At 43.2% G+C, this 14,234-nt stretch carries 12 protein-coding genes; 8 read left to right on the top strand and 4 right to left on the bottom strand.

The annotated features are described in order from the left end of the window. The first annotated feature begins 124 nt into the window (after window positions 1–124). From ACESR9_RS04725 to nrdI, 3 genes are all read left to right on the top strand, one after another. Window positions 125–2,929 carry a GbpC/Spa domain-containing protein gene (locus tag ACESR9_RS04725; protein WP_373105814.1) on the top strand — a complete coding sequence of 935 codons (2,805 nt, stop codon included), beginning with the start codon at window positions 125–127 and terminating at the stop codon, window positions 2,927–2,929. A gap of 417 nt (window positions 2,930–3,346) precedes the next feature. Continuing rightward, a complete protein-coding gene (locus ACESR9_RS04720) occupies window positions 3,347–3,859 on the top strand; it encodes an ABC transporter permease (protein WP_049471796.1) in 513 nt (170 codons plus the stop codon). A 61-nt stretch (window positions 3,860–3,920) separates the two neighbouring features. Beyond that, entirely contained in the window at window positions 3,921–4,376 is a 456-nt protein-coding gene (nrdI, locus tag ACESR9_RS04715; protein ID WP_045760033.1) for a class Ib ribonucleoside-diphosphate reductase assembly flavoprotein NrdI, read from the top strand. A gap of 194 nt (window positions 4,377–4,570) precedes the next feature. Here nrdI and ACESR9_RS04710 read toward each other — a convergent pair whose 3' ends face one another. Continuing rightward, window positions 4,571–4,816, bottom strand: coding sequence for a MarR family transcriptional regulator (locus ACESR9_RS04710; RefSeq protein WP_070664989.1), 246 nt, complete (start codon window positions 4,814–4,816; stop codon window positions 4,571–4,573). A 152-nt stretch (window positions 4,817–4,968) separates the two neighbouring features. Then, window positions 4,969–6,657, bottom strand: coding sequence for an arginine--tRNA ligase (argS, locus tag ACESR9_RS04705; RefSeq protein WP_373105810.1), 1,689 nt, complete (start codon window positions 6,655–6,657; stop codon window positions 4,969–4,971). Window positions 6,658–6,761: 104 nt separating this feature from the next. On the opposite strand from argS, the gene argR reads away from it, so the two are divergent. Then, window positions 6,762–7,202 (top strand): arginine repressor, encoded by a 441-nt coding sequence (gene argR, locus ACESR9_RS04700; RefSeq protein WP_023919910.1) that lies wholly within the window; start codon window positions 6,762–6,764, stop codon window positions 7,200–7,202. A 120-nt stretch (window positions 7,203–7,322) separates the two neighbouring features. Further along, a complete protein-coding gene (gene mutS / locus ACESR9_RS04695) occupies window positions 7,323–9,872 on the top strand; it encodes a DNA mismatch repair protein MutS (protein ID WP_373105808.1) in 2,550 nt (849 codons plus the stop codon). Between the two features lie 35 nt (window positions 9,873–9,907). Here mutS and ACESR9_RS04690 read toward each other — a convergent pair whose 3' ends face one another. Next, window positions 9,908–10,363, bottom strand: a complete 456-nt coding sequence (locus ACESR9_RS04690) for a DUF3021 domain-containing protein (protein ID WP_373105806.1) — start codon at window positions 10,361–10,363, stop codon at window positions 9,908–9,910. Next, window positions 10,357–10,797: a LytTR family DNA-binding domain-containing protein gene (locus tag ACESR9_RS04685; protein ID WP_373105805.1), complete on the bottom strand. Its 441-nt coding sequence runs from the start codon at window positions 10,795–10,797 to the stop codon at window positions 10,357–10,359. The genes ACESR9_RS04690 and ACESR9_RS04685 overlap by 7 nt, the downstream gene beginning before the upstream one ends. A gap of 247 nt (window positions 10,798–11,044) precedes the next feature. On the opposite strand from ACESR9_RS04685, the gene mutL reads away from it, so the two are divergent. The 3 genes from mutL to ACESR9_RS04670 are packed head-to-tail and all read left to right on the top strand — an operon-like array spanning window position 11,045 to window position 14,166. Next, window positions 11,045–12,988 (top strand): DNA mismatch repair endonuclease MutL, encoded by a 1,944-nt coding sequence (gene mutL, locus ACESR9_RS04680; RefSeq protein WP_373105804.1) that lies wholly within the window; start codon window positions 11,045–11,047, stop codon window positions 12,986–12,988. Window positions 12,989–13,008: 20 nt separating this feature from the next. Next, the gene (gene ruvA, locus ACESR9_RS04675; RefSeq protein WP_003002260.1) at window positions 13,009–13,602 is read left to right on the top strand and encodes a Holliday junction branch migration protein RuvA; all 594 of its coding nucleotides are present in this window, start codon (window positions 13,009–13,011) and stop codon (window positions 13,600–13,602) included. 9 nt (window positions 13,603–13,611) lie between these two features. Continuing rightward, window positions 13,612–14,166, top strand: a complete 555-nt coding sequence (locus ACESR9_RS04670) for a DNA-3-methyladenine glycosylase I (protein ID WP_049472113.1) — start codon at window positions 13,612–13,614, stop codon at window positions 14,164–14,166. The last annotated feature ends 68 nt before the right edge of the window (window positions 14,167–14,234 follow it).

Raw genomic sequence — 14,234 nt, 5'->3', positions numbered from 1 at the left:
AAATAAAAAATTAAATCGACAAATATTTAAAAATGGTTGATTGTGATACAATAGAGATAACTGAAAGTAGCATATTTTTGCCTCTACAGTGAGATTTTTTTAAACAAAAAGGAGAGTTTTGAAAATGAGAAGCTATCGTGAACATGTTTCGAAGCAGGAAAAATTTTCAATTCGTAAGTTATCAGTTGGTGTTGTTTCATTGGCCATCGCTGGATTGGCTACCGTCAATACCTACGGTGCAGAAGTGAAAGCGGATGAAGCTACAGCCCCTTCTACTGAAGCAACCAGTACAGATACAGCAACAAGCGATGCAGCTGTTGCAACAAGTTCTAAGTTGACATCTACAACTGTGACAGAAGGAAATAAAATAGTTACGACTACTTATGTAGAATCACCGGAACTTGAAAAAGCAAAAGCTGATGCAGCTACAGAAGGTGTGACCGTTACAGAAGAAGCTGAAAAAGTCCAATCATCTATCGCAGCAGCAGAAGCGGATAACAAAGCTCAAACAGCTGAAATCAACACAGTCGTTGAAAACTACAAAAAGGCCAAAGCTGAGTATGAAGCAAAATCTCAAGAAATCACATTGATTGAAAAGAGAAATGCAGAAGCAGAAGCAGCTTACAAGAAACAAGTAGAAGACTACAATTCCCAACAAGCAGCTTATAAAGCAGCCTTAGCAGCATACAATCAGAAAAAAGTAGCTTACGATGCTAAACTAGCAGAAAAAGCAGCAGCGGATAAGGCCAATGCTGAAGCTAAAGCTAAGTATGAAGCAGAAATGGCTGTTTACAATACAGCTAAAGCGCAATACGATAAAGATTTACAAGAATATCAAGCTAAGAAAGCGCAATACGATAAAGATAAAGCAGCCTATGATCAACTTGTTGCTATTAAAGCAGAAGAAGATGCTGCTAAAGCTAAGTATGAAGTTGAGCTTGCAAAATACAATGTAGACCTAGAGCAATACGGCAAAGATTTTGCTACTTATCAAACAAAACTTGCTGAATATCAAACAGCTTTGGCACAGTACAAAAATGCTAAAGCAGCCTATGATAAATACATGAATGACAATGGTTTCCAAGATCTTAAAGATGTAGAAACCGTTCAAGATTTGACCTTCCAACGTGAAGGTGGTGCAACTCATACCATTGACGGCATCAGTACTTATCTTACTCGTGATGCTCAAGCTCGTTTGAACACAAGCAATGTGCATCAATATGATTCCAATAAATTGGAAGCTTCAGATATTGTAGCGACTAGTCCTTGGGCCAATAATGAAACTGAGTATATTCAAGTTAAGGAAGGCGATAAATTTGTTGTTACTTATGATAACTTGAATCAGTCCAGCATGCGTGAAAATACGGATATGCATCCAATCAAACGCGTGATTTATCGTTATGAGGTTTTGAGCCTCCCATCAAATGACGGTAAAGGAATTGCAGCTGTTAGCTCAGATCCAACTGTAACACTAACAGTTGGTGCTTCAACAGACCAAAACAAACCAGTTAAAATTGCTGTCGATGTTGAATTCTATGATGGTAATGGCAATAAGTTTGATTTGACCCAACACAATGCGATTGTGGCGTTGAACTCCCTCAACCACTGGACAGGTGCTTCTTACGTAGATAGTAAGGATAAACCTCGTGCTCTTACAGTAGAAGCCAAAGCTAAAGATGGGAACACTGTTCGTGGAACTTGGAATCCGTATGCAGATGGTTCGTCAATGAGTATTGAAAACAATGCGGTTGTTGTTAAAAATGGAACAGCTGACTTTGGTACTGCTGATGTCACTATCTCTGCTGAAAACCCAATCAAGATTGTGGCACAAAAAGCAACGTGGAATGGTAGTGAATTTACAGTTAGTGAAGAAACTGTAATTGACGCAACTTCAGTCAATGCTTCAGGTGCTGGGAATGGTCACTCTATTGGAACAGATGAATTCACATTTGATGGTAAAGATGATGTTATCGGTTCTTATACGATTGATCCAACTTCAGGACGGATCATCTTCACGCCTAAGAAGAAATTTGAAAATGTAGAACACCAAGAATCTGTAAATGTTGGAAACAATAAATACATTCCAATTCCAAATTCAAGTGTTTCTTATGATGCGGCTACTAAAGAAGTAACTTCTTTCAAGGATAACCAATATATTGAACATGGTTCCGTCTTTAATGGGGAAACATCTTCAACTCTTGAAGGTTGGGATAATCCATCTTCTAAATATCTATATTACGGTGGAGCAGGCTTGAAGATGTCTGATGGTCACTTGGTATTTACGGCCAATGGAGCTAATGCTGCTGGTCAGCCAACGGTTTACTGGTTTGCGATTAACTCAAATGTTGGTATTCCAAAAAATCCAGGTGAAGCGCCAAAAGAGCCAACAAAACCAACAGAACCTAAGGCACCAACACCACCAACGATTACAGTGGAAAATCTACCTGCAGAGCCAACGAAACCAGAAGAACCTAAATCACCAACTCCGCCAACAGCACCTAACTACACTGTGATTACGGTCGATGTGGAGGAACCAAAAGCTCCAACTCCACCAAAGGCTCCAACTCCACCAACTCCGGAAGTCGTTCCAAATCCGGTGAAACCGGAAAAAGCTGAAGTGAAATGGCATAAGAATAAAGTGGTAACGGAAACAGATATTCCAACCCCACCAACACCAGTTCCTCCAACTCCACCAACTCCATACAACCCACCAACACCAATTGTTCCACCTACACCAATCGTTCCACCAACTCCAGATGTTCCAACCGAACCAACTCCTGAAGTTCCGGAACAACCTGTACAACCTGCGCAACCACAAACACCTGCGCTTCCAAATACAGGTACAGAAAGCTCAGCTGCAGCTGTTCTTGCAGGTGCGATGGCTGGATTGCTTGGATTGGGTCTTGCTCGCAAGAAAAAAGAAGATTAATTCTTAGTTCTTTCGTTCATTCATCTAAATAAAAAAAGTCAGAAGGCAAGTCCTTCTGGCTTTTTTGATGGAGTGATGACCAAATAGTTGCGAAAAAGGACAGAATAGTTTATGGATAAGGAACAGAAATGGGTTTCAAAGACTAAATGGTGTTGAAATCAAGCAGAATACAAATAAAGGACTAAAATAGAGGGAAATCCGCTATACTAGTTCTGTTCGAATGAAAGTTTATCGGACTTCGTTAGATCTCTAATCATACAGTTGTGATATCTTTTTCATCTTTTGCACCCATTATTTTCCAAATGAATTTCATTTGAACGTATCAGTGATCAGGCAAGTGCTTCCACGGTTTTGAGGTGCTTGCCTTTCTATCTGTATCGCGATATAATAGGGTGTAAGAAATGAAAAGGAGTTTGTATGAAAAAGAAACCTATCTATCTTTACATCCTGTTATTTTTCTCTACGGTTGGAACCCTAACATCAGCTGTCTCAACCTTTGGAGCTTCAAAGAGTTTTGAGCTGACAGATGATTTTGCGAAACAACTTGGTTTAACAACGGCTCAAGACAAGGCTGACTACGTGACATATTATGAGAAATCGGCCCAACTCAATCAGTCTCCACTAACCTTTTTATTTGTTTCCCTGATTCTGATTGCTTTGCTTGCAACTTTCTATTTCCTCTTTATGAAGCAGGATCTGTTAACAGCCCATTATACTTACATGGGGCAGATTTTATTAAGTCAAGCCTTCTCTTGCTATAATTATTTTGCAGGGCGTCCACTATTAGCTAGTTTTTCAAACCCGTCCCTTCGCCAACGATATTTGGCATCTTCATCCATTGCTTTGTTACTCTTGACTGCTTTATCTCTTCTCTTCCTTGGAATTGTTTTGTATAAAACCTTGCGTTTGAGAAAAGCTCAAGCGGCATAATAGATAAGTTTGAATGGAGCTCTCTTAGAGGATAAGAGAGCTTCTTGATTGGAGAAAAAAGATGAAAGTATCCTTTGTTTATATTAGTCTGAGTGGAAATACAGAGAGTTTTGTCCGTCGCTTAAGTGACTATTTGCTGGAAGCTCATCCCGGACTTGAAATCGAGAAAGTGCATGTGAAAGACCTGGTCAAAGAGGGCCAGCCCTTCTTTGAAATGACCAACCCTTTTATCACTTTTTTGCCAACCTATTTGGAGGGTGGAAATGGTGTTGACAACGGCGATGTGGAAATTTTGACGACAGATGTTGCGGATTTTATTGCTTACGGAGATAACGCCAGCAAGTGCTTAGGAGTGGTTGGATCAGGCAATCGGAATTTTAACAATCAATATTGTTTAACCGCTAAGCAGTACAGCCAACGCTTTGGTTTCCCTATGTTAGCCGATTTTGAAATGCGGGGGATGTTGGGAGATATTAAAAAAGTAGCCGCTATTGTAGAAGATTTGTATCATCTTTAAAATAAAGAGAGGCTGGGACAAAAGTCCTAGCCTCTTAATTGTTTTTGTATTGTCGAGCAAGACGCAGTGGTTGAGTGGGCTCTACTACGCTGATTTCATCAGCTTTTACAGCCCTACTCAACTGTGCGGAGGTGGGACGACGAAATCGAATTCTAACGAATTACCGATTTCTGTCCCACTCTCTCTTTTACGCTTTATTTTAATTTTTCAGTGATTTCTTTAGCAAGTAGGAGTCCCAATCGATAGTCTTTGTTGATGGCGTGGATGACATCGTTGATGTTGTCGGTCTCTTGGATTTTTTCCTTGATGCTATCTTTGAAAGCTTGATCTTTCAAAAGTTGCTCTTGTAAGAGCCGTTGTAGTTTTTCTCTTTCGTACTTGTTAAATAAAAAGAGGATCACTAAACTGATGAGGATTAAGATGTAAACGGTTTGATTCATAGATTTCTCCTGTATATAAAGGATCTGAAAATATAGAGAATGAAAGACATTGGGCATGAGAAAAGGAGTGAGAAAGAACTAAATTGAATCGCATTTAGTTTCTCCTCTCACTCCCATAAGAGATGTTCTACTTATCCATCATAGATAAGAAATTACATTTTCTCAGGTGCATCGACACCAAGTAAGCGAAGGGCTTCTTTTAAGACTACTGCTGTTGAGTAGCTAAGAGCAAGACGGCTTTCGCGTTCTGGGCTTTCATCCAAGATACGAGTGTGTGCATAGTATTTGTTGAAGGCTTGAGCCAAGTTGATAGCATATTTTGCGATCAAGGATGGATCATAGTTTTCAGCAGCACGTTTCACGACACGAGAGAAGTCTTGGAGAAGCTTGATGATTTCCCAGCTTTCAGGATCGCTCAAGCTGTATGTCGCATCTGTAGATGGTGTGAAGTTGGCTTTGCGAAGGATGGATTGGATACGAGCGTAAGCGTATTGAACGTAAGGTCCAGTTTCTCCTTCGAAGGATACCATGGCTTCGAGGTCGAAGTCATACCCGTTGCGACGGTCTGTCTTCAAGTCGTAGAATTTAACCGCACCAACACCGACTGCATGTGCCACTTCTTCCTTGTTTTCAAGTTCAGGATTCTTTTCTTCAATCTGAGCTTTGGCACGAGAGATGGCTTCTTGAAGAGTTGGTTCGAGCAGGATGATATTTCCTTTACGAGTTGACAATTTTTGGCGGTTTTTTGTCACCAAACCAAAGTCAACGTGAACCATATCGTCACTCCAGTCAAATCCCATTTTCTTCAAAACAGCTTTCAACTGACGGAAGTGGTTGGATTGTTCTTGACCTACAGCATAGATGTTTTTCACAAAGTTGTAAGTCCGTGCACGGTAGATAGCGGTTGCGATATCACGCGTGATGTAAAGAGTGGCACCGTCTGATTTCTTAATCATAGCTGGTGGAAGGTTCACATCATCAAGTTCAACGATACTAGCCCCTTTAGATTCTTTCAACAAGCCTTTGTCTTCAAGGATTTGAACCCCTTCGTCCATCTTATCGTTGTAGAAAGCTTCTCCGTTCAAGCTATCAAACTCAACACCGAGGAGTTTGTAGATACGGTTGAATTCCACCAAGCTTTCGTCACGGAACCATTGCCACAATTCAGTTGCTTCTGGATCCCCATCTTCCAATTTTTTGAACCATTTACGTCCTTCTTCATCAAGCTCAGGATCGTTTTCGATTTCAGCGTTGATTCGAACATAAAGTTTTAGCAATTCATCGATTGGGTTGGCTTCGACAGCTTCCTTGCTACCCCATTTTTTGTAGGCCACCATCAAGAGACCGAACTGTTTACCCCAGTCTCCCAAGTGGTTGATTTTAATCGTGTTGTAGCCTATTTTGCGGAAGATGTTTGAAAGAGCATCCCCGATAACGGTTGAGCGCAAGTGACCAACTGAGAATGGTTTTGCAATATTTGGACTTGAAAGGTCGATGGTAATGTTTTGACCATGTCCTTCGTCTTGTTGGCCGTAGTCTGCACCCGCTTCGATGACGGATTTGATTACTTGATCAGAGATCTTAGATTTGTCTAAGAAGAAGTTCACGTAAGGTCCAGTTGCAACGACTTTTTCGAAGGCGCTTTGGTTGATCTTTTCAGCAATATCTGCAGCGATTGCTTGAGGAGCCTTGCGTTCCACTTTTGCAAGTGAGAAGGCTGGAAAAGCAATGTCACCAAGATCAGATGATTTTGGTTGTTCAAGCAAGTTTAAAATAGCATCTTGGTCAAGAGAGTCAATCACTTTGGCCAATTCACTAGCAATGAGTTCTTTATTGTTCATATTAGCTCCTTAGTCCTTTTAACTATTATTTTAACACAATTCTGAGCGAATTTTCAATTTTTTTGGTATAATTTAAAGTATATTTATTCAAAAGTGGAGGTCCAATGAAAAAGACAGAACGTCACCTTTTGATTCAACAAATGATTCGAAATGAAAAATTGTCGACTCAAAAAGAGATTCAGGATCGATTAGAAGCAAAAGGCATTGCTGTAACGCAAACAACTCTGTCACGAGATTTGCGCGATCTGGGTCTAGTCAAGGTGAAACGAAAAGACCAGTTGTATTATATTTTGCCAAATGAGCCTGAGGTGGCAGAGATTTATATTATGTTGTCTAGCCATGCCAAGTCAGTCTCACGAGCAGAATTCACCTTGGTTTTGCGGACAGAGCTAGGAGAAGCAGCTCTCTTGGCCAATGGTGTAGATGAAATGTCAGATGAGCGTATTTTGGGAACAGTAGCAGGGGCCAATACCCTCTTGATTGTTTGTCGAGACCAAGAGGCAGCCATTGAAATTCAAAATGAAATTTTAGGGATGATGCAGTAGTCAAGCCCCGTTGGAGAGAAAGAGAGATGTCAAAAGGAGGAAGATAGTGAGCTATCTACTCCTGTTTTCATCTATGGAGCTTGTGTCAGAAAATGATGCAAGAGTAAGGAATAAAGAAGTATGGCAGTAGAGAAAATATCCCCTGGAATGCAGCAGTATCTAGATATCAAAAAAGACTATCCGGATGCCTTTTTGCTGTTTCGAATGGGAGATTTTTACGAATTATTTTATGAAGATGCAGTGAATGTAGCTCAAATTTTAGAGATTTCCTTAACCTCACGGAATAAAAATGCAGAGAATCCGATCCCCATGGCGGGTGTTCCCTACCACTCGGCCCAGCAGTATATTGATGTTCTTATTGAACAGGGGTATAAGGTCGCGATTGCAGAACAAATGGAAGACCCTAAAGAAGCCAAGGGGGTCGTTAAGCGTGAAGTCGTACAGGTGATTACGCCGGGTACAGTGGTGGATTCGACCAAGCCAGATAGTGAGAATAACTTTCTGGTTGCTTTGGATCGTTCAGGAAATGAGTATGGGCTAGCCTATATGGATCTGGTGACAGGGGAGTTTCAGGTGACGACCCTCAATGACTTTAGCATGGTTTGTGGAGAAATCCGCAATTTACGTGCGCGTGAGGTGGTCCTGGGTTATGCCTTGCCAGAACAGGAAGAGCGTGTGTTTGTTAGCCAGATGAATCTCTTGTTGTCACATGTAGAGACCGCGCTCGACGATGTTCAACTCTTAGGGGATCAGTTGAGTGAGCTAGAAAAGAAAACGGCTGGAAAACTTCTCCAGTATGTTCACCAGACGCAAATGCGGGAATTGAGCCACCTCAAAAAAGCCCATCATTATGAGATTTGCGATTTCTTGCAGATGGACTTTGCGACCAAGGCTAGTCTGGATTTGACAGAGAATGCTCGGACTGGAAAGAAACATGGTAGCTTGTATTGGTATTTGGATGAAACCAAGACGGCCATGGGAGGACGTTTGTTGCGGTCCTGGATTCAGAAACCCTTGGTCGATTTGAAACGGATTCGAGAGCGTCAGGACATCATTCAGGTCTTTATGGATCATTTCTTTGAACGGAGCGACCTGACCGACAGCCTCAAAGGTGTTTATGATATTGAACGCTTAGCGAGTCGGGTTTCCTTTGGCAAGATCAATCCTAAGGATCTCTTGCAGCTAGGAGATACTCTGGGTCATGTGCCGACGATCAAGTCGATTCTACTGGGGATTGGTGATCCGGTCTTAGATGTCTTGATTGCACGCTTGGATGAACTTCCTGAGTTGCACCGCTTGATTACCTCAGCTATTGCTCCGGAAGCGTCTGCTGTTATTACAGAGGGAAATATCATCCGAACTGGGTTTGACGAGCAATTGGACCAGTACCGTCTTGTTCTTCGGGATGGTACTGGTTGGATTGCAGAGATTGAAGCCAAGGAGCGCGAAGCCAGTGGCATTACCGGTCTAAAAATCGATTACAACAAGAAGGATGGCTACTATTTCCATGTCACCAATTCTCAATTGAGCCACGTTCCTGCTCATTTTTTCCGCAAGGCGACCTTGAAAAATTCAGAACGCTTTGGTACGGAGGAATTGGCACGTATCGAAGGAGATATGCTTGAGGCGCGTGAGAAGTCTGCTAATCTTGAATATACGATTTTTATGCGGATTCGTGAAGAAGTTGGCAAATATATCCAGCGTTTGCAACAGTTGGCTCAGGCGATTGCAACGGTTGATGTTTTACAAAGTTTGGCCAGTGTTGCTGAGTCGCAACAGTTGAATCGCCCCCTTTTTCATGAAGAGCGACGAATTGAAATCGACAAAGGTCGCCATCCAGTTGTCGAGAAAGTCATGGGAGCCCAGTCCTATATTCCTAATAGCATCTTTATGGATGAAGAACAGGATATTCAGTTGATTACAGGGCCAAACATGAGCGGGAAGTCTACCTATATGCGCCAATTGGCGATCATTGTGATTCTTGCGCAAATTGGCTCCTATGTTCCAGCGCAAAAGGCTGAGTTGCCAATCTTTGATGCGATTTATACCCGGATCGGAGCTGCTGATGACCTGGTATCAGGTCAGTCCACCTTTATGGTAGAAATGATGGAGGCCAATCACGCTATTCGCAAGGCAACGACCCAGTCCTTGATTTTATTCGATGAGTTGGGACGGGGAACGGCGACCTATGATGGGATGGCCCTCGCCCAATCCATCATCGAATATATCCATGATCGGACTGGTGCTAAGACCTTGTTTGCGACCCATTACCATGAGTTGACAGCTCTCTCAGAGACCCTGTCCCGTTTGGAAAATGTCCATGTCGCGACCTTGGAGCGAGATGGACAGGTTACCTTCTTGCACAAGATTGAACCCGGCCCAGCGGATAAGTCCTATGGGATTCACGTAGCAAAGATCGCTGGTTTGCCAGAAGAGTTGTTGAAGCGGGCGGATGCGATTTTGACCAAGCTCGAAGGACAAGCCCAGCAAGTACCGCTTGTGGATGCAACTCCTAAAAAGGAAGCACCTTCACAGGTTGCAGAACAAATGTCCCTCTTTGAGGAAGCGTCAGAAAATGCGGTGATCACGGAATTGAAGAATCTGGATCTCTACAATATGACTCCGATGGAAGTCATGATGGCAGTCGCCGAATTGAAAAAGAAATTGTAAAAAGAAGATCCTCGTGACGGCGAGGATCTTTTATTTTAGTGTTTAGCAATGCTTTGGTTGATTTCTTGGACTTGTTTTTTATAAAAATGATGGGAGACCAACCAGATGATCACGTAAACGAGGGTGAATTCGACAACGAGTGAGAGGTAAAATCCGAGTCGTGCTGGAAACCAGCCGGCCAAAGTAGCCAGAGGAATAAACCCAAGTAACATGAGTAGGTAATGGCTCAGAGTAGCCCGTAAGAGGCTCCAGTCTTTTTGAAAGAGGAGACTTCCGAAGCTAAAGAGGACCCCAATTGCACCCCAAACGAGAGCACAATAGAGCATGACCAGTGAGCCGTGAACATGATGCAAGAACATCCAGCGACCGACTGCAGAGTTGGGACTTAAGGGAAGGTACAACTCAGGTGAGAAGAGATAGGAAAAGAAGATGGATAGGATGAGCCCAATGAGAATCCCTTTCAGGGCGTCAGAAAAAGATTGTTTTAGCATGATAATTTCTCCTTAATGGCTTTCAAGTAACGACGGGAGGAGTAGGTCAGACTCCCGTTTTTAAGATAGATTTGCACCGATCCTCCACTGGTAAAGTGCAGGTGATCGATTTCTTTTGTGTTGATAATTTCAGATTGGGAAATTTTGAGAAAGCAGGTCGGTAAGTCTTCAGATAACTGATAGAGTGGCCCAGTCAGAATAAATTGATCTGTCATGGTCTCACCAATTACTTGCCGATTTTCAATGTAAAAACGGTGGAATAGCTGGCTTTCGATCAGGTAAGCTTCCCCATCCTTTTTAGCACGTAAGCGCCCTTTTTGATCCAATTCTTCCACAAAGTCACGGATTTTCTCTACACGCGCAGATAGTGCAGGTGCTGTGATCATCACCGCTTCTTCTTGGAAGTGGGAATCAATGTGTACTTCAACTTTCATAAGATATTTTCTCCCTCCTTTGGGTAAAGTCGGTTGACCTGCTAGCCCGGCTCCTTCTTTACACTACTATTAAACACTTTTTCCAAAGGGAAGACAAGGAAATTTGTCTATGTGGTCGTTTTCTTTGCCTATGCGGTTTTTAAGGAAGAAGATGGGGCCAGCCTCTATTTTTTAAGAAAGGGAGTCTTGTGGATCTGTGGTATAATAGAGCTACATGTATCGGTGAAAAATAGGTAAAGGAGCAGACATGTCACAGATTATTGAATTGCCAGAAGTCCTAGCCAATCAGATTGCGGCAGGTGAAGTGATTGAACGACCTGCTAGCGTGGTCAAGGAATTGGTTGAAAACTCGATCGATGCTGGAGCTAGCCAGATCGTTGTTGAAATCGAAGAAGCAGGATTGAAGTCGATTCGGATTACAGACAATGGGGAAGGAATTGCGCACGATGAGGTCGCTTTGGCCCTCCGTCGACATGCGACCAGTAAGATCAAAAGTCAAGCGGATCTCTTTCGTATTCGAACGCTTGGTTTTCGTGGTGAGGCCATGCCTTCCATTGCTTCTGTCAGTATTCTAACCCTTCTAACGGCGCAAGAAGGAGCTGCCCACGGGACCAAATTGGTTGCAAAGGGTGGCGAAATTGAGGAAGTGGAGCCAGCGACAAGCCCTGTCGGGACCAAGATCACAGTAGAAGATCTCTTTTTTAATACACCTGCTCGTCTCAAGTATTTAAAGAGCCAGCAGGCAGAGCTATCCCATATCGTGGATATTCTCAATCGCTTGAGTTTGGCCCATCCTGAGATTGCCTTTACCTTGATCAATGATGGAAAAGAAATGACCAAAACAGCGGGGACTGGTAATCTCCGGCAAGCGATTGCGGGTGTCTATGGCCTCGCGTCTGCCAAGAAGATGGTAGCCATTGAAAATCGCGACCTGGATTTTGAAGTGACGGGCTTTGTGTCTTTGCCTGAATTGACTCGTGCCAATCGCAATTACATCAGTCTCTTTATCAACGGCCGTTACATCAAGAATTTCTTGCTCAATCGGGCTATTTTAGATGGCTACGGCAGTAAACTCATGGTGGGGCGCTTTCCACTCGCGATCATTAATATCCAGATCGACCCTTACTTAGCGGATGTCAATGTTCACCCCACTAAGCAAGAGGTTCGCATCTCCAAAGAACGAGAACTAATGGCCTTGATCTCTCAGGCTATTGCGAACGCTTTGAAAGAGCAGGACCTGATTCCGGATGCTCTAGAAAATCTAGCCAAGTCGACTATTCGTCGAACAGAAAAGCCAGTACAGACGACCCTGCCTTTAAAAGAAAACCGCCTCTATTATGACCGAGAAAGTCAAGATTTCAAACTTCGACAAGAAGTGGCAGATCCTCAACGGCCTCTAGCAGATGAGACTGTTACTGAAGCTAGAATCCAAGAAAACCCAGTAGAAAAACCGACAAGCGCGATCAAGTTTGCGGAAAGAAAGGCTGTGGTTTATGATGAACTGGATCACCCAGAGCTGGATCTGGCTAGTCTAGACAAGGCCTATGATAAGTTAGATGGGGAAGAACATTCGACCTTCCCAGAGTTGGAATATTTTGGTCAGATGCATGGAACCTATCTCTTTGCCCAAGGCAATGGGGGCCTATATATCATTGACCAGCACGCGGCCCAAGAGCGGGTCAAATACGAAGAATACCGGGAGAGCATCGGGGACGTAGACGGCAGTCAGCAACAACTGCTGGTGCCTTATATCTTTGAGTTCCCTACAGACGATCTGATCCGCCTGCAACAGCGCAAGCACCTCTTAGAAGAAGTGGGCGTCTACTTAGAAGAATACGGAGCTAACCAGTTGATCTTGCGGGAGCATCCGATCTGGATGAAGGAAGAAGAGATCGAGTCGGGTATCTATGAGATGTGTGACATGCTCCTCTTGACCAAGGAAGTGTCCATCAAGAAATACCGAGCTGAGTTGGCCATCATGATGTCCTGCAAACGCTCTATCAAGGCCAATCATACACTGGATGATTACTCTGCACGGGATCTCATCTACCAACTGTCCCAATGTGACAACCCTTATAACTGCCCTCATGGCCGTCCGGTCTTGGTTAACTTTACCAAGTCAGATATGGAAAAGATGTTCCGACGCATTCAGGAAAATCACACCAGTTTACGGGAATTGGGCAAATATTAATCAAAAAATAAAGGAATCTTATGTACGAATACATTAAAGGAATCTTAACAAAAATTACTGCTAAATACATCGTGGTAGAAACGGCTGGAATCGGCTATCTCTTGCATGTGGCCAATCCCTATGCCTACTCTGGTAAAATGAACCAAGAGGTGCACGTCTATCTACACCAAGTGGTCCGTGAAGACGCACACCTTCTTTATGGTTTTGCAACCGAAGAAGAGAAACAGCTCTTTTTGAACTTGATCTCGGTCTCTGGAATTGGCCCAGTCTCAGCTCTAGCCATCATTGCTGCGGATGACAATGCAGGCCTCGTCCAAGCCATCGAAAGCAAGAACATCACCTACTTGACCAAGTTTCCGAAGATCGGCAAGAAAACAGCCCAACAAATGGTCTTGGATCTAGAAGGTAAGATCAATCTTGATCTAGAAGATGCACCGGCTCAGTCCAAAGCCAAAGTTGCAGAAGAAAACCAAGCCCTTGAAGAAGCTATGGAAGCCATGTTGGCATTGGGATACAAGGCAACGGAACTCAAGAAAATCAAGAAATTCTTTGAAGGAACTTCTGATACTGCTGAAAACTACATCAAGTCTGCCCTGAAGATGTTGGTGAAATAGGAGGTTCCTATGCCAAAACGTTGTGGCTGGGTCAAAATGACCAACCCCCTCTATGTGGCCTATCATGATGAAGAATGGGGACGACCCCTGCATGATGACCAGGCGCTTTTTGAGTTGCTTTGTATGGAGACCTATCAGGCTGGTTTGTCTTGGGAAACGGTCCTCAATAAACGGCAGACTTTCCGAGAATCTTTTCATGGTTACCATCTTCAACGCGTCGCAGAGATGACGGATGAAGAACTGGAATCCTTGTTAGACAATCCAGCTATCATCCGAAATCGTGCCAAGATCTTTGCGACACGGGCCAATGCTCAAGCCTTTCTACAAGTCCAGGAGGAATTTGGATCGTTTGATGCTTATCTTTGGTCTTTTGTCAATGGGAAAACCATCGTCAATGATGTCCCGGATTACCGACAGGCTCCTGCCAAGACAGCTCTTTCTGAGAAGTTAGCCAAAGATCTCAAAAAACGTGGTTTTAAGTTCACAGGACCAGTCGCAGTTTTATCCTACCTACAAGCAGCAGGCCTGGTCAATGATCATGAGAATGATTGTGATTGGAAATAGGAACAATAAAAAGTCGCAGGTTGCGACTTTTTTAAATAATTTAGGAAATTGTGTTAAAATGAAATGAA

Origin of the sequence: Streptococcus parasanguinis (assembly GCF_964238605.1) — a bacterium.
In the GTDB taxonomy this organism is placed as follows: domain Bacteria; phylum Bacillota; class Bacilli; order Lactobacillales; family Streptococcaceae; genus Streptococcus; species Streptococcus parasanguinis_AJ.
Note: the sequence above shows the minus strand (reverse complement) of the source record. Positions and strands in the feature narration are given on the sequence as shown.